The sequence below is a fragment of the Halomonas sp. PA16-9 genome (assembly GCF_009728585.1).
Lineage (GTDB): Bacteria > Pseudomonadota > Gammaproteobacteria > Pseudomonadales > Halomonadaceae > Vreelandella > Vreelandella titanicae.
The window spans coordinates 1,704,396-1,723,203 of the sequence record NZ_CP040451.1 but is presented as its reverse complement, the minus strand read 5'-3'; the positions used below and the strand labels follow the sequence as shown (position 1 = coordinate 1,723,203).

11 protein-coding genes and 5 pseudogenes are annotated in these 18,808 nt (G+C 55.7%); 4 read left to right on the top strand and 12 right to left on the bottom strand.

The annotated features are described in order from the left end of the window. Positions 1–195 precede the first annotated feature (195 nt). The 7 genes and pseudogenes from FDY98_RS07965 to FDY98_RS07935 form a co-directional block, all read right to left on the bottom strand. A pseudogene (locus tag FDY98_RS07965) lies at positions 196–1,268 on the bottom strand (porin). Positions 1,269–1,532: 264 nt separating this feature from the next. Next, on the bottom strand, positions 1,533–2,369 hold the full coding sequence (locus FDY98_RS07960) for a ProQ/FINO family protein (protein ID WP_101148433.1): 837 nt from the start codon (positions 2,367–2,369) through the stop codon (positions 1,533–1,535). A gap of 20 nt (positions 2,370–2,389) precedes the next feature. Further along, the gene (locus FDY98_RS07955; RefSeq protein WP_027958918.1) at positions 2,390–2,947 is read right to left on the bottom strand and encodes a dihydrofolate reductase; all 558 of its coding nucleotides are present in this window, start codon (positions 2,945–2,947) and stop codon (positions 2,390–2,392) included. After that, positions 2,944–3,716: pseudogene (locus FDY98_RS07950) on the bottom strand (thymidylate synthase). The gene FDY98_RS07955 and the pseudogene FDY98_RS07950 overlap by 4 nt, the downstream one beginning before the upstream one ends. A 434-nt stretch (positions 3,717–4,150) precedes the next feature. Next, entirely contained in the window at positions 4,151–4,945 is a 795-nt protein-coding gene (gene lgt, locus FDY98_RS07945) for a prolipoprotein diacylglyceryl transferase (RefSeq protein ID WP_155705751.1), read from the bottom strand. A 67-nt stretch (positions 4,946–5,012) separates the two neighbouring features. Continuing rightward, the gene (locus FDY98_RS07940; protein ID WP_155705750.1) at positions 5,013–5,810 is read right to left on the bottom strand and encodes a sulfite exporter TauE/SafE family protein; all 798 of its coding nucleotides are present in this window, start codon (positions 5,808–5,810) and stop codon (positions 5,013–5,015) included. Continuing rightward, positions 5,807–7,032 (bottom strand): annotated as a pseudogene (locus tag FDY98_RS07935) (response regulator). Before FDY98_RS07935 ends, FDY98_RS07940 begins: the two are co-directional and overlap by 4 nt. 185 nt (positions 7,033–7,217) lie before the next feature. Between FDY98_RS07935 and FDY98_RS07930 the strand changes: the two are divergent. After that, positions 7,218–8,018 (top strand): NRDE family protein, encoded by an 801-nt coding sequence (locus FDY98_RS07930; RefSeq protein WP_155705749.1) that lies wholly within the window; start codon positions 7,218–7,220, stop codon positions 8,016–8,018. Positions 8,019–8,033: 15 nt separating this feature from the next. Here the strand turns inward: FDY98_RS07930 and ptsP are convergent, their stop codons facing one another. Both ptsP and rppH read right to left on the bottom strand, forming a co-directional pair. Then, entirely contained in the window at positions 8,034–10,295 is a 2,262-nt protein-coding gene (ptsP, locus tag FDY98_RS07925) for a phosphoenolpyruvate--protein phosphotransferase (RefSeq protein WP_027958836.1), read from the bottom strand. A gap of 88 nt (positions 10,296–10,383) precedes the next feature. Next, positions 10,384–10,875, bottom strand: coding sequence for an RNA pyrophosphohydrolase (rppH, locus tag FDY98_RS07920; protein WP_155705748.1), 492 nt, complete (start codon positions 10,873–10,875; stop codon positions 10,384–10,386). Between the two features lie 236 nt (positions 10,876–11,111). Here rppH and FDY98_RS07915 point away from each other — a divergent pair, with 236 nt between their 5' ends. Beyond that, positions 11,112–11,768 carry an HAD family hydrolase gene (locus FDY98_RS07915; RefSeq protein ID WP_009288657.1) on the top strand — a complete coding sequence of 219 codons (657 nt, stop codon included), beginning with the start codon at positions 11,112–11,114 and terminating at the stop codon, positions 11,766–11,768. Between the two features lie 470 nt (positions 11,769–12,238). Here the strand turns inward: FDY98_RS07915 and FDY98_RS07910 are convergent, their stop codons facing one another. The 3 genes and pseudogenes from FDY98_RS07910 to FDY98_RS07900 all read right to left on the bottom strand — a co-directional run bounded on the left by FDY98_RS07910 (position 12,239) and on the right by FDY98_RS07900 (position 14,136). Beyond that, complete coding sequence (locus tag FDY98_RS07910; protein ID WP_138800623.1) at positions 12,239–12,607, bottom strand: PIN domain-containing protein; 369 nt, start codon at positions 12,605–12,607, stop codon at positions 12,239–12,241. Next, positions 12,597–12,830 carry a hypothetical protein gene (locus FDY98_RS07905; RefSeq protein WP_155705747.1) on the bottom strand — a complete coding sequence of 78 codons (234 nt, stop codon included), beginning with the start codon at positions 12,828–12,830 and terminating at the stop codon, positions 12,597–12,599. The genes FDY98_RS07910 and FDY98_RS07905 overlap by 11 nt, the downstream gene beginning before the upstream one ends. Positions 12,831–13,162: 332 nt before the next feature. After that, positions 13,163–14,136 (bottom strand): annotated as a pseudogene (locus tag FDY98_RS07900) (malate dehydrogenase). Between the two features lie 109 nt (positions 14,137–14,245). Here FDY98_RS07900 and FDY98_RS07895 point away from each other — a divergent pair. After that, positions 14,246–15,496 carry an efflux RND transporter periplasmic adaptor subunit gene (locus FDY98_RS07895; RefSeq protein ID WP_442907951.1) on the top strand — a complete coding sequence of 417 codons (1,251 nt, stop codon included), beginning with the start codon at positions 14,246–14,248 and terminating at the stop codon, positions 15,494–15,496. Further along, a pseudogene (locus FDY98_RS07890) lies at positions 15,480–18,550 on the top strand (efflux RND transporter permease subunit). Before FDY98_RS07895 ends, FDY98_RS07890 begins: the two are co-directional and overlap by 17 nt. The last annotated feature ends 258 nt before the right edge of the window (positions 18,551–18,808 follow it).

The following is an 18,808-nucleotide window of genomic DNA, read 5'->3' as shown; positions in this document are numbered from 1 at the left end:
AGCTATTCAGCTATTCTCAGCTATATGCAGCGAAACAATGTTATACAATATCAAGCCGACCTTAAAGGAAAACAGTTCTTATTTGTATTAATAAATATTATTGGCAAAAATGCAAAAAAAACCGGCCTCTAAAGAGGCCGGTTCTATTTGGTTCTGCTAGGCAGTTACCTTTTAAGCGTAGTGTTTAAACCAGGCTTAGAAGTGGTAACGAGCGCCTGTTAGCCAGTACATGTCGTCGCCATCAGCGCGCTCAACATCGACGCCACTGCCACCGCCGATGGAAACGTCGATAGACGGTTGGTCAGCTTGCTGCAGCTCTAGGAACACATCAAAGTTGCTGGAAACGTTATAGTAAGAACCCAGGGCCCAAGAAGTGCGGCTGTCGCCGTTGTCAGGATCTACATCGTAGATGTCAGCAGCAAACGCCCAAGGACCAGTGGTGAAAGTACCACCTAGGCCAACTGTGTCGTAACCACCACCACGAAGGTTGTTATCGTCGCGAGTTTCGTAACCCAAGCGAGAGCAGAGAACTGGTCAGTGATATCGTAAGAACCGATCAGACCGTACAACATTTCAGCGTTACCGCCGCCACGTGCAACGTCATCAACAAAACCCAGACCAACAGTTACAGGGCCTTGTGCGTAACGAACACCACCTTGCGGCGCGATTACGTCACCTTCAGAAGTTTCTTCCGCTTCAGTCAGGCCGCGCTCGCTATAGTGTTTCAGTTGCAAGAATGCAGTGAAGCCGCTCAGGTCAGGCGTGTAGTAACCGATAGAGTCGCCACGCGACTGCTTCGGGTGACCAGCAAACTCTAAACCGCGATCAATTTCCCAATCGAACGGCAGAGAAACGAACTGATTGTAGAAGCTGTCGAAATTACCTGCTTGGAAAGTACCGAACTGGTCGCTTTGCAAGCCGATGTAGCTCTGACGAACTTCTTTGAAACCGCTGTTGCCATTACCGCTAGGGCCGGTACGCTCGTCACCGTCGAAACGCCACTCAACACGACCGAAAGCAGTCAGGTCACGTGAAACTTCGTGGCTCATGCGCAGACCAAGACGTGAGTAAACATCTACGAACTCAGCGTCGTTGTTGATTTTTTCGCCGTCACCGTTGTACTCAGGGCCGCCACCAGCAACACCCATGGCGATACGGCCATAGACGTCCAGTCGGGTGCCATCCTGGTCATAAACGGTAGCTGCTTGTGCTGCAGCAGAGGCACCCAGGGCGCCAACGATAGCAGTCGCTAAAAGTGTCTTTTTCATGATGTAAGTTCCTTAACTCGTATACTGTTTCGATCGTTGCTGCTCAACTCTTAATAAGTTGGCAGTTGGCTTTGCGGGCCATGCTCTTTTGCCATCCGCCGGTTTTTTCCCGGTGGTATGCGGCATGTCCTCAACTAAGCCTTGTTATAGTCCAATGCTCGCAGAACAAACTCTATACCGGGACTCCAGGGAACGCAATAGAAAAAAACAGTGTTTTCTTACTATTTGTGCTTTTTTATGGAACCCCTGCTGCTGGGCCCGGTCTCAGCGGCCTTTGAATTTCTGCTGTAAATCTAACAATTTGTCTTCCAAGCTAAGCGACTTACGCGGCTCGCCTTTTTCTGCCTTCGGTTCTGCATCCTGCGCTAAATCAGGCTGTTTCGGTTTTTCTTGACGGGTGTTTTTAGCGGCAGGCGATGGTTTAGGTTGCGCTTTTTTGGGCTGCCCTCCTTCTTTCTTCTCACCGCGTTTTTCTGCTGCGTGTCGCGCCGCTTCTTTATCGACCTTACCTGCGGGTTGGCCATCCAAATCTACCCGTTCGGCACCCTCGCGCACTGCTTTTATATAGCGCGGGAGGTTCACGTAGTTGGCTAAGGCTCGACGAATTAGCTTATTAGGCCACTCTTCGCGCTCTGCAAGCTGTTGATGAATACCAACTTTTAAGGGTTTTGTGTGGCCTTTAAAAAACGCCTTGGGGTAGCGCTCGTACCATTGATTCAGCAAGGCATGCGGTGAAGGTGCTTTGGCCGTTTCAGCGGTAGCTGATGATTCAGCTTTTTGTTCTGGCCCTGTTTCTTTTGGCTTAGCCTCGACTGGCTCGGCTTCTTCTGGCTTGACCTCATCTGGCACTACTTCGCTGGATGGTGGCGTTTTAGGCGCTTTTGGGTCGAGAACTTTTGCATCGACAGCTTCTTCGCTATGTCTTTCATTATCTATTTTAGTCGTGGCTTCGGAGCTTGGCACGCTTTGCGATTGGGTTTCTTTCAACGCCAATTGCTGTTTTAGCCGCTGGTTTTCTTCACGCAGGGCATGTAGCTCAGCTTGTGTGCGTTCAAGACGCGCTTCTAAATCATCTAATATATTCATTAAGCTGGCGGCCATAGCCTTCTCCTTTGCCCTTTTTAGTCGGCGATGCGCTCGTAAACGACGAAATCATAACTTGGCTGCCCTTCTGCTGGCTGCCCTGCTACGCGCTGTACTTCTTGCCACTCGCTGGGGTCGAAGTCAGGAAACGTTGCATCGCCTTCTACCTCTATGTCCACTTCCGTTATGTAAAGCCGCTGTGCAAAGGGAAGCGCTTGGCGGTAAATTTCTCCGCCCCCCATTACCATGATCTCTTCCGCCGCTTCTATGGTGGCGTGCTGGTCGGCTAACTCTAGCGCTGCGGGCAAGTCGTGGCACACGCGTACGCCTTCGTGGGAAAACTCGGCGTTGCGGGTGACAACGACATTAAGCCGATTAGGCAGCGGCTTGCCAATGGAAGCGTAGGTTTTACGCCCCATGACCAGCGGTTTTGCCTGGGTAATGCGTTTGAAGAACTTTAAATCTTCGGGCAGGTACCAGGGCAACTTGCCGTCTACGCCGATCACACGATTTTTAGCCATGGCAACGATCATTGCCACCGGCACCAGAGAGTCGAAAGCGCCGTTTTGATTACTCGTATCGTTTCGCTGGCTCATACCGCTACCTCGGCCTTGATGTGCGGGTGCGCCTCGTAAGCGTCAATGTGAATATCTTCAAAACGGAATGCGAACAAGTCGTCTACCTCTGGATTGAGCACCAGCTTAGGCGCCGCTTTAGGCGTACGCGATAGCTGCTCTTTGGCCTGTTCAAGGTGGTTACTGTACAGGTGCGCATCGCCTAGGGTGTGGATAAATTCACCGGCTGCAGGCCGGTCACCTGGGCGACCATGGTCAGTAGTAAAGCGTAGCTGGCGATATTAAACGGCACGCCGAGGAAAATGTCGGCGCTGCGCTGATAGAGCTGGCACGACAGCTTGCCATTGGCCACATAGAACTGGAACAGGCAGTGGCACGGAGGTAGCTGCATTTCATCGACCTGGGCTGGGTTCCATGCAGAAACAATCAGGCGGCGGGATTGGGGTGTCGTGCGAATTTGACCGAGCACCTTGGCAATTTGGTCAACGCTGCCACCTTTTGGGTCGGGCCAGCTGCGCCACTGGTAGCCGTAAACGGGGCCTAAATCGCCGTTTTCATCCGCCCACTCGTCCCAAATCCGCACGCCGTTCTCTTTTAGGTAGGCGATGTTGGTGTCGCCTTTCAGGAACCACAGGAGTTCGTGAATAATCGAGCGCAGATGGAGTTTTTTGGTGGTCAGTAGTGGAAAACCACGCGATAAATCAAAGCGCATTTGATGGCCAAACACGGAGCGCGTGCCGACGCCTGTACGGTCATGGCGGTCAACGCCATGCTCCAAAACGGTTTGCATCAAGTCTAAATAGGGTTGCTCAAGCGCGGGCGTTGGTGCAGTCACAGAATTTCCAAATTAACAGGCGATGTAGCGGTTTATTCTAGGCGCCCATAGCTGCCCGGTCTAGCGGTGCCGCCCCGTTAACGTTATTCGCCCAACCCCGGCACCGCTTCGCGCTGCTTCCGCGGACGCGCAACGAAAACCACCAAAGTCAGGTGCGTGCACATACCGTAGCGCGTGGTAACGAGTCTGCGAGGAACGAGCAAACGAGGCACCCGCGGGAGGCGTCGGGACGACGCCCAGTGGCATATAACCAAACCCCGGCACCGCTTCGCGATGCTTTCGCGGGTGCGCCTGGGGCTTACCACGCGCTACTAAATCACGCATGCACACGACTGTGTGGAAGCAAACTCCTGTAGCGCTTGGCGCCCAATTAACAGCACCGCGGTGCTTTAGTTTGAAAGTTTTACGTCCACAGGCTGGGAGCGTGACCAGGCGATGATGACGAGGCCCAGCGCGATCATGGGAAGCGAGAGCAGCATGCCCATGGTGACCCAGCCGAAGGCGATAAAGCCGATGTGGGCGTCGGGCATGCGGACAAATTCGACCATAAAGCGGAACACGCCGTAGCAGACTAAAAACAGCCCGGATAAAAAGCCTCGTGAAGTCGGCTTGGCGGAGACCCACCACAGAATGGCGAACAGCACGACGCCTTCTAACAGCGCCTCGTAGAGCGCTGATGGATGACGCGGCTCAGGCCCCATGCCGGGAAACGGCATGCCCCAAGGAAGCGAGGTCATGCGGCCCGGTAGCTCATGATTAATAAAGTTACCGATACGCCCGGCCCCCAAGCCAATCGGCACCAGAGGAGCGATAAAGTCGGTGAGCGTTAAAAAAGCCAGTTGCTTACGCCGAGCGAATATCCAGGCGGCGAGGAGTACCCCGAGTAGGCCGCCGTGAAAGCTCATGCCGCCATCCCATACGCGGAAGATCCACAGCGGGTCGGCTGTCCACTGCCCTAGCCCGTAGAACAGCGCGTACCCTAAGCGCCCTCCAGCCACGACACCGATGGCACAGTAGAAGAGCAAATCACCGATATCGTCATTATTGAGACCAATACGCGATGCGCGCCGACAGCCAAGCCACCAGGCGGCGACAAATCCCACCACATACATAAGGCCATACCAATGGACTTGCAGCGGCCCCAAGGAGATAGCCACTGGGTCAATCGTTGGGTAATTAATCATTTACACTCTCTAATCTGACCAAAGGAAATATGCAAGACGCCCACTCAGCACGTAAAACGGTCACAGGCTAGGTGAGCAGGAAACGCCCCCCTACCACTGCCAGCAGTAACGCGAAGGAGAGACGTAGCACATGAGCGGGCAAAACATGGGCAAGTTTAACGCCTAAGCGGGCAAATGGAACGCTGGTGACCACGATACTGAAAAACGCTGGCCACATAACAAAGCCAGTTGTCCAGGCGGGCAGCAGTGGATTACCCCAGCCCACCACGATAAACGCCAGAGCCCCCACCAGCGCGATGGGTAGCCCTACCGCCGCTGCCGTGCCCACCGCTTGAGTCATGCTGGCACCACAGCGTGATAGTAGCGGTACTGTCATGGCGCCTCCGCCAATCCCGAACAGTGCTGAAACAGCGCCGATCACGCCACCGGCGAGCGTCATTATCCATTTGCCGGGTGAGGCACTGCCCTGCTTAGGCGTTAATCCAAACACCATTTTAGCGGCAATGAGTAGAACAAAGATGCCAAACATAGTTCCCAGCGCCGTGCCGGAGAGGTTGTCGGCAATAAACGCCCCAGCGATGGAACCTAATACTAAGCCAGGCAGCAACGCTTTAAGCCACCCACGGTGAATGCTGCCGCGCCGATAATGGCCAAGAGTGGACGATGAACCGGTGACGAGAATGGTGGCGAGAGAGGTGCCAATGGCTAAATGCATGACAATTTCAGAGGCGATGTTCTGCAGACCAAACGCGAAGACCAAGACAGGAACGATAATGAGCCCACCACCCACGCCAAATACACCTGCCATGGTGCCCGCAACGGCGCCTAAGGTTAAATAAATCGATAGCGCCGTGACGATGGTCATTCAGACGGAACCGCTTTAATCGTGCCTGGAAACCAGTAAGCAATCATATTCATGAGGGTTTGGGGTTGGTAAGGCTTGGCAAGTAAGTCATCCATACCGGCGGCTAGACAGGCGTCGCGCCCGGCATTGTCGACGTTGGCCGTTAGTGCGACCAACACGCTTTGACTAACGCCATGGTTGCGCTCGTACTCGCGCCAGCGCCGGGTGGTTTCGAGCCCGTCCAGAGTAGGCATAAAAATATCCATAAATACCAGATCAAATATCGCGTTTTGCTGGCGTTCCAACGCCTGTTCACCGCTGCTAGCGCCTTCCACCTGTAGGCCCTGGGTTTCCAGCATCTGCCGGGCCAGCATCAAATTTACCGGCCGTCGTCGACGACCAATACGCGTAAAGTGCGCGGCGCCCCCGGGCGATCACCACTCCTCCCTTGTGCCTCACCACTCAAAGAATTTTGTTCAGAACCTGGTTCAACTCCTCCCTCAGCGCTTTGTTGAACAAGATTGGTCAGTAGCGCGCGGATATCCGATAGGTGCTCATACACTTCCATGATATTTTGCCCACCGTTATCGGTGAGCTCTTTATCAACCATGCTGTTTAAATGGTCTAACAAGCTATCCGTTTCACGCTGCAGCAGCGTTAAGTAGCCTGATTTTAATCGTGACTCTTCCCGCGCCCTTTCACGACCGGCGATCAAGTGCTTGAGCTGCCGTTGCTGGTGCTGAAGATCGTCCAGCAGGGTTTGCTCATGCTCCTGCCGGGTGTTCTTAGTAGCGGCAGTGGCCACTTGGGAGCAGTGCATGCAGCGCTCAAGACCGGCGAGGATTTCATTAACGCTGGCCAGCCGCTGAAGGGGTAGATGAGATTCGTCGGCGACATCCGGCGGGGAACATTTATGCTCGGGCAGTGAACGCGCAGCGGTAGCGCATAGTGCTTGACTGTGCCGTTCAAGTTCGGTGAGTTCTTGCATAAAGCGATTATCTTGACGCCGAGCATGCGCTTTAACCAACATCAGGAAGGCGCCGACATTCAAACTGCTGCCGATAAGCAGCGCCGCCATTAGCCACAACATGGTGCTCCAAGAGACGTAGCTGGGCGACATCCACCACATCATGGCGCCAACCACCACGCAGAGCACGATTAATGCTGCTTGCACAAGCAGCAGTGGCCACAGCAGAGGCCAAACAATGGCATTCCAAAAGTGCTCCCTTTGATAGCGCTGCATGATCTCGCCTTCCTATTGGCCGTATGGCCGCTGATAACGTGACCGCTGTTTAAGGCCCCACACCCATTCGGTGTGACGATTTATGCTACAAACATGATACTAATGTCAGTGTACGTCTACGCTTCGTTACTGTCATGCGGCTCTTGCGTTGAACGTTTTTCATCCTTTTCGCCTGCGAGTTTGTTATGTGCTTGATATCGTTTGCTTGGCAACCCGGCACCCCCATGCCTTTGCGGCTAATGGGTAACCGTGATGAGTTCCATGCGCGCCCCACCGCGCCGCTGGGTGAGTGGCAAGATAACTCGGCCATTGTCGGTGGCCGCGATTTAGAGGCCGGTGGCTCATGGCTGGCAGCCAAGCGCGGCGGTGTAGTGGCCGCGTTAACCAACGTACGTGACCCGCAATTGGGCACACCACCCGGCGCGCCAAGCAGGGGGGAGCTGGTCGCCGATGCCCTGCAATGTAGCGATATAGAAGCGTGGCTAACTGCGCTCAGCCAGGGCGAGGCAATGCGCTACGCGGGCTTTAATTTATTGGTCGCCACGCCCCAACGGCTTTGGCACCTACACCGCAGCAGAGATCGTCTGGCTCTCGCTGAGGTAGCTCCCGGGGTTCATGGCCTCTCCAACGCTGATCTCAACTCACCCTGGCCAAAGCTTCTACATGTACGCACTGCGCTTGAGCACACTCTTTTACAGCCAGACCCGTTCCAGGCATGGCCTAGTGGCGTTCAGCGCGCTATGCAAAATCCACAAGAAGCGGCTATCGAGGAGTTGCCGGATACCGGCGTGGGGCTTGAATTGGAGCGCCAGCTTTCAGCGGCGTTTATTGTCGGCGAGCGCTATGGCACCCGCGCCACCTCGTGGCTCACTCTGGATAGCGACGGGCACATCGAAGTTACCGAACAGCGCTTTGGGCCGCTGGGGCGCTTTGAGGGTGAAACCTCTTTAGCGTTGCCCAGCAGTTCGCTTGAATCCACTTTCTAGTATTTGCAAAAAAAGTTAGTCACGGGGCGGCATCAGGTGCGATAGCTGCCACTCATCCATGCGTCCCTCTAGATGGGTATGCACCTGGGCAGGGGTGTCTAGCTCCATCACTTCTTTGAGCAACTGCTCGGCATCGCTGAACGGCACCCGGCGAATGGCCGCGCGCACTTTGGGCAGGCTTGGCGCATTCATGGAAAGACTGGTAAAGCCCATGGCCATGAGCAACAGCGCTCCAGCCGGGTCTCCGGCCAATTCACCACAGAGCGAAATGGGCTTATCGAGCCGCGTCGCATCGTTAGCAAGTTCCAGCAGAGCGCCGAGCAACGCCGGGTGCAGCGCATCGTAAAGGCTCGATACGCGCGGGTTGTTACGGTCTACCGCCAGCAAGTACTGGGTTAGATCGTTGCTGCCCACTGAGAAAAAGTCGACTCGCTTCGCCAGCGCGTCCATTTGATAGATAGTGGCGGGCACTTCAATCATCACGCCCACTTTAGGTCTGACGACAGTAATCCCCTCTTCGCCCAGCTCTAAAATGGCGCGATCAAGCAGGCGCAGCGCTTCATCGACCTCTTCGACGTTGGTAATCATCGGGAAGAGAACGTAGAGGTTATCCAGGTCGATCGAGGCTTTGAGCATGGCGCGCAGTTGCACCATTAACACTTCCGGGTGATCCAGCGTTACCCGCATACCGCGCCAGCCTAGAAACGGATTCGCCTCTTCAATGGGGAAATAGGGCAGATCCTTGTCACCGCCGATATCCAATGTGCGCATCACCACCGGCAACGGGGCAAAGCCTTCGAGCTGCTCACGATAAAGCTTGGTTTGCTCTTTCTCGCCGGGGAAGCGTTCGGTAATCATAAACGGCACTTCGGTTCGATAGAGGCCCACTCCACCGATACGGCTTTTAAGCAGCGCGGTGGCATCTACCGCTAACCCGGTATTGACCATGAGCGGCATCGTGTGACCGTCGGGCGTGGCGCTGGGCAGATCCTGCTCGTGCTCAAGCAGTTCGCTGAGCGCCTCTTCTTCGGCGATCAGACTTTCATAACGGGCAGTAAGTTCAGGCGCCGGGCGCACAAACAGGCGACCACGGTGACCATCCAGCACCACCGGCGCCCCGCCTAGGCGCGGCAGCGGTAAATCCACCATGCCCAACACTGTCGGGATGCCCATGGCCCGGGCGACAATCGCCACGTGGGACGTGCTGGAGCCGCGTACCGAGACCAGCCCTTTGAGCTTTTCGCGGGGGACTTCACCCAGCATGGCCACGCTGATCTCATCACCGACCAGAATAGCGTTATCGGGGTAGGTTTCCGGCGTGGATGGGGTATCTTCTTGCAGATGCGCAAGTACCCGGCGGCCAAGATCACGAATATCTGCCGCTCGCTCACGCAGGTAGTTGTCGTCTACCCGCTCCAGATACTGGACGTGACGACGCACTACATCGGCCAGAGCGCCTGGTGCCCACTGGCCTTCGCGAATGCGTTTTTCCACTTCATCAGCCAGCGCGGCTTCGCCGAGCATCTGCTGATAAACATCGAACAGCGCCAGCTCTTGAGCAGAGATCCTGCTTGCCAAACGTTCGGCCGCGGCACGAATTTCGTTGCGGGTTTTGCCAATGGCTTCTTTGAGGCGGGCGACCTCATAATCCTGATCGCGGGGTATCAGATCCGGCACGCTGTTTAAATCCGCGGGCGGGGTAATCACCACTGCTTCCCCCATGGCCATGCCAGGCGAGGCAGCAACGCCTTTAAACATTGCCTGCCCTCCGGCAAGCGCCGGGCGCAGCAGGTTGCCCGTGGCTAAAGCATGCGCCAACACCCCCGCCAACTGCGCGGCCATGGTGACCAGAAAGGCTTCGTCTTCATCGTCGTAGCGGCGCTTTTCGGCTTGCTGAACCACCAATACGCCCAGCATGTGGCGCTGGTGAATAATCGGCACACCCAAAAAGCTGGAGTAGCGCTCTTCACCGGTAGCTTCAAAGTAGCGGAATTGCGGGTGGGTCTGGGCGTCTTCGAGGTTAAGCGGCTCGCTGCGTTTGGCCACCAAGCCCACTAGGCCTTCGCCTAACGGCAGTACTACGCGCCCTACTGCCTGGGTGCGCAGGCCAATGGTCTCCATCAGCACCAGCGACTCAAGCTCCTTGTCGTAAAGGTAGAAAGAGCACACATCAGTCTGCATCGCTTTACGAATTCGGCGTACCATCGTGGACAGCGCGGCGTCGAGGGTGCGCGCGCCGTTCACTTCCTGAATCACCCGGCGCAGCACCTCAAGCATGGACGTTTTACTTTTCACTATTATTTGCCTCGCTGAGGAATTTTCTGGCAGACTGCTGCCGCCCTACCCTGGGCAGCGGCCAATCGCCCTAATCGTCATCCTGTGCCAGACGCTGCACGCGGGGAGACAACTCCCGCAACGCGCGCCGATATACCTCTCGTTTAAAAGGCACTACCTGCCCTAGCGGGTACCAGTAGCTCACCCACCGCCACCCATCAAACTCGGGGGTTGGGGTTGCCGTCATACAGATCTGGCTTTCCTGGCAACGGATTTTAAGTAAAAACCACTTCTGCTTCTGGCCTATACAGACCGGACGCGAATGTGTGCGAATCATACGTCGTGGCAGACGGTAGCGTAGCCAGCCCCGGGTGCAGGCAACAATATCAACATCGTCGGCGGTTAGGCCGATCTCTTCGTAAAGTTCACGAAAAAGTGCTTGTTGTGGCGTCTCGCTTGCATTGATGCCCCCCTGGGGAAATTGCCACGCATTTTGTCCTACCCGACGCGCCCAAAGCAGCTGCCCCTGGCCATTGGCAATAATGATGCCAACATTGGGGCGAAAGCCGTCAGCGTCGATCACGGACATCACCTTAATAAATTTTCAGTTGTCCCCATTTTTCCACAAGGGTGACAAGTGTATCAATACAATATAACGCTAAGTGGTGAATGGTTGCGTATCAGCGTAGAGCGAAGCACGTACGTTGGTGGGAATGACGAGGCGACTCTGCGATAATCCGCGTCCGCTATTTGCCTAACTAGCGTCTTTAGAGCACTAACGACTGTCTACTATCCACTGACTAAAAAAAGGGGAGCGCCGTGAGTCTGGCCATATTCGATTTGGATAATACACTGCTATCCATCGACAGCGATCATGCCTGGGGCGAGTTTTTACTCGAACAAGGGGCAGTCGACCCGGTTGCCTACCGGGAAGCCAATGAGCGCTTCATGGCTGATTACAACGCGGGCACCCTGGATATGGCTGCTTTTTTGGAGATGGCGCTTAAACCGCTGGCTGATAATTCGCCGGAACAGCTTTCAGCATGGCACCAGCAGTTCATGGCCAGCAAGATCGAACCCAATATTCTGCCCAAAGCCGAAGAGCTTCTGGCACGCCACCGCACCAAAGGCGACACGCTGCTGATTATTACCGCCACCAACCGCTTTATTACCGCCCCAATTGCCGAGCGTTTGGGGGTCGATCACTTAATCGCGGTGAACCCGGAGGTCAAAGAGGGCCGCTACACGGGGCGCGTTTCGGGCATTCCCAGCTACCGCGAAGGCAAAGTCACCCGCTTAGAAAAGTGGCTGGAAGATCAAGACCTGACCATGGAAGGCGCGTGGTTCTACAGCGACTCGCACAATGATTTGCCGCTGTTAGAAATAGTCGAGCACCCCGTCGCCGTAGACCCCGACGACACCCTGCGCGAAATCGCCAAAGAACGCCAATGGCGGATTATGAGTTTGCGGGATTAGGTTGTGTGAGTCGTGAGTCGTGAGTCGTGAGTCGTGAGTCGTGAGTCGTGAGTCGTGAGTCGTGAGTCGTGAGTCGTGAGTCGTGAGTCGTGAGTCGTCAGGAGTATAGGTTTCGTAGCGCGTGGTAACGAGCAACCGAGGCACTTGAGGATGACGGCGGGATGACGCCCAGTGGTACCCCACACCAACCCCGGCACCGCTTCGCGCTGCTTTCGCGGGTGCGCTGACGCTTACCACGCGCTACTAAATCTCGCAGGCACATGCAGGTGGGGATTCCAAGGGCGTGTGCACGTTATGCAAATGGCCGTAGCACGTTATCATGCCACCGAAATCGAGTGATTGTCGTAGCGCGTGGTAACGAGAAAGCGAGTTCAGCGAGCGTTTCGAGGCACCCGCGGGAGGCGGCGGAACGACGCCCAATGGCACCACACGCGCCCTGGTATCAATAATTGCCACACGCAGGTAAATATTTAACGGCTTAGGAGAGTATCAAGCGAAATCACATTGCCAGCATGTTTATCTGCTAACTTAACGTCATCTGTGACCAACGTTGCTGCTGCTACAGATGCGGAAGCAGAGATAATACTATCCGGCAGTTTCATTTGAGTACTTCGTCGTACCTTGATGGTTTCGTTTTTGACCTGATGATCCAGTTCCACTCTTGTTAGCTGGGCCAATATCACCTTAATCGCCTGCTCGTCCTCTGGGAGCAAACCGGGAAAGGCCAGAAGCTCAAGCTCAGTGATGACAGAAAAGGCGTAATGGGCAGCTGGCAGACACAACTGACGTTCAATGGCATTAATGAAGACATTGGTATCGAGGAGATAGCTACCACTCATCCCGCAAATTCCTTTGGTATTCGACGCCGTCATGTGCTGTCAGAGACGGAGCTTTCACAGAGGTAAAATCTATTCCAAATTGCTTAACAGAGGAGCTCTCCTCCTCCGTTGTATTCTCATACAAAACAACGATTCGGGCATGTCTGTTCTTTAAATGCGCATATTCATCGGGGATTTTAACTACCCCATTCTGAATATCTGCCTCAAATTCAATCGCATGCATTTCAATCCCCCTTACAAATAAATAGCTTACCTCGCCATTTGACACTCTTTCTGTCAAAAATTCGAGTCACTAACGAACGGACTTATAATCCCGGCACCGCTCCGCGCTGCTTTCGCGGGTGCGCTTCGCTTACCACGCGCTACTAAATGTCGCAGACACATGAAGGTGGGGATTCCAAGGGCGTGTGCACGCTATGCAAATGGCCATGGTACCCCACACCAACCTCGGTACCGTTTCATGCTGTTAAATCTCACCCAACAAAAAACCCCACAAGCTAAGCTTGCGGGGTTTGGCGTTAACTGGCGCTAGTGTAAAAGCGTCAGCGGGCGCGTTTAGCCGAGCAGGTGCTCGACTGCTGCACGCTCTTCGCGCAGTTCTTTCTCGGTGGCTTTCATCTTCTCTTGGCTGAATTCGTCAATTTCGAAGCCTTGAACGATTTCATACTTGCCACCCTGGCAACGTACCGGGTAGGAGTAGATGATGCCTTCGTCAATGCCGTAGCTGCCGTCAGACGGAATTGCCATGCTGACGATGCCTTTGGAACCCAGCGCCCAGTCGTGCATATGGTCGATGGCGGAAGAGGCAGCAGAAGCGGCAGAAGAAGCGCCACGTGCTTTGATGATCGCCGCGCCGCGCTGCTGCACGGTGGGGATAAAGTCGTTTTCGTACCAATCGCGCTCAACCAGATCGAACGCTGCTTTGCCGTCGACTTTGCACTGAGCCAGATCCGGGTACTGGGTGGCACTGTGGTTGCCCCAGATGATCATGTTTTCAACGTCAGTGACATGCTTACCGGTTTTCTGTGCCAGCTGGGTCAGGGCACGGTTGTGATCCAAACGCGTCATGGCGGTGAACTGACCTGCGTCCAGATCCGGCGCGTTGCAGGAAGCAATCAGCGCGTTGGTGTTGGCCGGGTTACCGACGACCAGCACTTTCACATCACGGCTGGCGTGATCGTTCAATGCTTTACCTTGAACGGAGAAGATCGCTGCGTTGGCTTCCAGCAGGTCTTTACGCTCCATGCCTGGGCCACGCGGACGTGCGCCAACCAGCAGGGCGAAATCAGCGTCTTTGAACGCTACGTTCGGATCATCAGTGGCAACGATGTCTTGTACCAACGGGAAGGCACAGTCGTTAACTTCCATTACCACGCCGTTCAGGGCGTCCATTGCCTGGGGAATTTCCAGAAGCTGGAGAATGACAGGCTGATCCGGCCCCAACATGTCGCCAGCGGCGATGCGGAAAATAAGAGAGTAGCTGATCTGACCGGCGCCGCCGGTATCGCAATACGTACTGGATCTTTCATCATTGCTCCTTGATTGGTTCGCCTAGGGATGGTTCTCGCCTGAGGAGTGGCTTAACAGAACTCAAGACGCAAAGATGGTATGCCCAGCCGGGAAAAAACTCAATCAGACATGAGACTACAACCCATTTACCATACTTGCTATCCGCTCAATGGCTTGCTACTCGCTGAAAAGGCTGAGTTGCGCTATGGTATCTTCGGCTTTATGGCCTCCTTTCTTGTTTTGCTAAGGACATGGACGCTCCATGCGAAAAATCCCGTTTCTTATGCCTTGGCTAGCCTACTGGTGCTGGCGCTAGTGATATGGCTCGCTTTTGGTAATTTTCAGCGCTTTCAAACCACGCCCCCAGACGCACCCGCGCGCAGCGAAGCAGGTTCGCGGGTTGAAATTGTCGTGCAGCAGAGCACGCCGTTTATTCCTCAGCAAATCGTCCAGGGCCAACTGACGGCAGAGCGCGAAACCACCCTGCGCGCCAACGTCGCAGGCTTTGTGGCTGAGAAGCCGATCGCGCAAGGTAGCCGCGTTGCGGCGGGCGATACGCTACTGGTGCTGGATAATGACGCTCTGCCCGAGCAGCTACAGCAGGCCCGGGATGAACTAGCCGTGGCCGAGGCGGAGTATGCCGGGGCTCGCAACCTGCGCCAGCGGGAGCTGATTTCCCAGCCCGAGTTACTGCGCCTGCAGAGCGCACTAAGCGCCAGCGCTGCTTCCGTGGCGCAACTGCAGAAGCAGTTGGACGACAGCCGACCCACCGCACCTTTCGATGGTGTGCTGAACCGCGTTCAGGTGGAGCTAGGCGACCTATTACAGCCCGGTGAAGAGTGGGGCCAACTGGTCGATGACCGCCGTTTGAAAGGTGCGGCCTGGGTTTCTCAGCAGCAAGTGGGCGATTTAAGCGAGGGGTTACCGGTGACCGCGCGGCTACTCAATGGCGACCACCTCGAAGGTGAGCTGACCTTTGTTAGTCACCGCGCTGAAGAGGCCACTCGCAGCTTTTATATCGAAGCCACGCTGGATAACCCGGCCGGTAAACGCTTAGCAGGCGGCAGTGCGGAGCTGACCATTACGCTGCCACCCCGCCAGGTGCATACCCTTTCGCCTGCGCTGCTGAGTTTGAATAGCGAAGGCCAACTGGCGGTCAAGCACCTGGATGAGAACGACACAGTACAGCAGACCACCGTGGAGCTGGTGAGTGCCGATACGCAGCACGCCTACGTGACTGGCCTACCCGACCCGCTACGCCTGATCACGTTGGGCGCTGGCATGGTAGATATCGGTGAGACAGTGACCCCGGTGCCTGTTGAAGAGGCGATTATTTCACAGCCGGCGGAACAGGATAGCGTTCATGCGCCAGTTGATTAATGCGGCGCTAGCCCACACTCGCACGACATTACTGCTACTGGTGAGTCTTCTATTGGCGGGCATCACTGCCTGGCAGATGATTCCTAAAGAAGCTAACCCCGACGTCACCATTCCGATGATTTATGTCTCGCTGACACTGGAGGGGGTGAGCCCCGAGGATGGCGAACGGCTGCTGATTCGCCCCATGGAGCAGGAACTGCGTGGCATTGAAGGGTTGCGCAAGTTCACCGCCCAATCCAGCGAGGGGCATGGCTCGATTACTCTGGAATTCGACCCCGGCTTTGATCCCGACACCGCGCTAACCGATGTACGTGACCGGGTGGATATTGCCCGCAGCGAACTACCTTCCGAGGCCGATGAGCCGCGGGTGATGGAGGTCAACGTCTCGGAGTTTCCGGTGTTGACCATTGGCCTCTCCGGGCAGTTGGATACCCGTGAGCGCATGACGATTGCCCGACGCTTGCAGGAGGAGATCGAAGGTATTGCCGATGTGCTGGAAGTCGATATTGCCGGTGAGCGGGAAGATCTGCTGGAGATCGTCGTGGATCCGCTGGTATTGGAAAGCTACGGCGTCGACTTTGACACGCTATTTAATCAGGTATCGCGCAATAACCGCTTGGTGGCAGCGGGCAGTTTGGATACCGGCGCGGGGCGCCTGGCGCTGAAAGTCCCCGGTATTATCGAGTCCCTTGACGATGTTATGAATATGCCGGTCAAGGTCGATGAGGATCGTGTGGTCACCTTTGGCGATGTGGCCTGGATCAACCCTACCTATAAAGACCCCGAAGGCTTTGCCCGCATCGATGGCCAACCAGCGGTGGTGCTGGAAGTTTCCAAACGCGCCGGGGCGAATATCATCGCCACCATTGGCGCGGTGCGTGACCGCTTAGCCGATGCAGATGACTTACTTCCCGAGCAGTTGCGTTTCACCACTATTCTGGATGAGTCGACCACCGTTAAGAACATGCTCTCCGAGCTGCTCAACAACGTACTGACCGCCGTGGTGCTAGTGCTGATTGTAGTGGTGGCGGTGATGGGCTGGCGCATGGCGCTGCTGGTGGGGCTTACCATTCCCGGTGCCTTCTTAACCGGTATTCTGCTGGTATGGGCATTTGGTTTTACGCTCAATATCGTGGTGCTGTTTGCACTGATTCTGGTGGCGGGCATGCTGGTGGATGGCGCTATCGTGGTCAGCGAGCTTGCCGACCGCCATCTGCGCGATGGCCAAACGCCTCATCAGGCGTGGCTCAACGCTGCTTCAAGAATGAGCTGGCCGGTGATTGCCTCTACGGCCACTACGTTGGCGGTCTTTATTCCCCTGCTGTTCTGGCCCGGCGTGGTCGGCCAGTTTATGAAGTACCTGCCAGCCACGGTAATTTTGTGCCTGCTGGCATCGCTGGCCATGGCGTTGGTGTTCTTACCTACTCTTGGGCGCCTGTTTACGCGTACCACCGCAACGACGACAGACGCTAACCCTGATGAGGCGACGACTTCCTTTGGGCGTGGCTATCGCCACCTGCTGGCAAGGCTACTTATGCACCCTGCCTGGGTACTGCTGGTGACCGTATTGTTAATGGCGCTGCTGTATACCGGCTATGCGCGCTTTAACCACGGTGTCGACTTCTTCCCAGCCGTAGAGCCTGACAGCGCCCAGGTGTTGGTGCGCGCACGAGGCGACTTTTCCGCCGTGGAGACCGACGCCATTGTGCAACGGGTGGAAGCCAAACTATCCGGCATGAGTGAAGTGCGAGCGTTGTATGCACGCTCCTTTGCAGTGCCTAACCAGCAGATGGGCAACGACGTGATTGGCATGCTGCAGTTCCAGTTTATCGACTGGCATGAACGTCGCCCTGCCCAGGCCATTTTGGACGACATGGCCGAGCGCGCCGGAGATATTCCCGGCATTACGCTGGAGTTTCAGGAGCAGGAGATGGGCCCCGGCGGCGGTAAGCCAATCGTGCTTGAGGTCAGCGCCACGAATCCCGACGTCGCCGATGCAGGCGTTAACCAGATAACCCAACTAATGCGCGAGCTGAGTGGCTTTACCGACATTGAGGATAACCGCAGCCTTCCGGGCGTGGAGTGGCAGGTTAACGTGGATCGCGAAGCGGCGGCGCGCATGGGTACCGATGTAACGACCATTGGAAGCGCGGTGCAACTGCTGACGACCGGCCTTCAGGTGGCTAGCTATCGCCCGCCGGAAGTCAGCGATGAAGTAGATATCCGCGTGCGTCTGCCGCAAAACTGGCGTTCGCTGGATCAGCTTGAGCGCTTGACCATCAACACTCAGCGGGGCCAAGTGCCGATCTCGAATTTTGTGACTCTGGAACCGGCGCCGAAGGTCGGCACCCTTAATCGCATCAATGGTCGCCGGGCGATTACCATTGAGGCTGACTTAGCACCGGGCTATCTCGCTGATGAGCGCCTAACTGCCCTGCTAGCCGCAAGCAGCGGCAGTTTGCCTGATGGCCTAATGGTCAACGTGGCGGGTGAGCAGGAGGACCAGCAGGAGTCGATGCAGTTCTTAGCCAGTGCCTTCTTGATTGCTATCGGTTTGATGGCGCTGATTCTGGTCACCCAGTTCAATAGCTTTTATCAAGCGGGTTGGTGCTCTCGGCGATTGTGTTCTCCACCGCGGGGGTGCTCATGGGCCTACTGATTACCGGCCAGGCGTTTGGCATTGTCATGGTGGGGATGGGCGTGATTGCTCTGGCGGGTATCGTGGTCAATAACAACATTGTTTTGATCGATACCTACAACGAACTGCGCGGCCAGGGTATGACACCCGGCGAAGCCGCCCTTGAAGCGGGCTGTTTACGCCTACGCCCTGTGCTGTTAACGGCGATTACCACGGTATTGGGGCTCATGCCGATGGTGCTGGGGATCAATGTAGACCTGTTCACCCCTGCCCTGGGCTTTAATGCGCCCTCCGCCCAGTGGTGGACGCAGATGTCGAGCGCCATAGCCGGCGGCCTCACCTTCGCCACCGCGCTAACGCTCTTGCTCACGCCGTGTATGTTGGTGATTGGGGGTAAGCTTCGTCGTAGGGGGTGAATGGTGAATGGTGAATGGTGAATGGTGAATGGTGAATGGTGAATGGTGAATGGTGAATGGTGAATGGTGAATGGTGAATGGTGAATGGTGAATGGTGAATGGTGAATGGTGAATGGTGAATGGTGAATCGATTATAAGGTATTGGGCACCCACCGCGTTATGTGCACGCGTGATTTAGTAGCGCGGCGTAAGCGTTAGCGCACCCGCGAAAGCAGCGCGCAGAGGTGCCGGGTTGAAGCGGGATTACCATGGAGCAAA

Coding starts and splice junctions, on each gene's coding strand:
- FDY98_RS07960 (WP_101148433.1), bottom strand. CDS start 2,369: ATGGCCGCCAGCTTAATGAATATATTAGATGATTTAGAAGCGCGTCTT.
- FDY98_RS07955 (WP_027958918.1), bottom strand. CDS start 2,947: ATGAGCCAGCGAAACGATACGAGTAATCAAAACGGCGCTTTCGACTCT.
- lgt (WP_155705751.1), bottom strand. CDS start 4,945: ATGATTAATTACCCAACGATTGACCCAGTGGCTATCTCCTTGGGGCCG.
- FDY98_RS07940 (WP_155705750.1), bottom strand. CDS start 5,810: ATGACCATCGTCACGGCGCTATCGATTTATTTAACCTTAGGCGCCGTT.
- FDY98_RS07930 (WP_155705749.1), top strand. CDS start 7,218: ATGTGCTTGATATCGTTTGCTTGGCAACCCGGCACCCCCATGCCTTTG.
- ptsP (WP_027958836.1), bottom strand. CDS start 10,295: ATGCTTGAGGTGCTGCGCCGGGTGATTCAGGAAGTGAACGGCGCGCGC.
- FDY98_RS07910 (WP_138800623.1), bottom strand. CDS start 12,607: ATGAGTGGTAGCTATCTCCTCGATACCAATGTCTTCATTAATGCCATT.
- FDY98_RS07905 (WP_155705747.1), bottom strand. CDS start 12,830: ATGCATGCGATTGAATTTGAGGCAGATATTCAGAATGGGGTAGTTAAA.
- FDY98_RS07895 (WP_442907951.1), top strand. CDS start 14,246: ATGAGACTACAACCCATTTACCATACTTGCTATCCGCTCAATGGCTTG.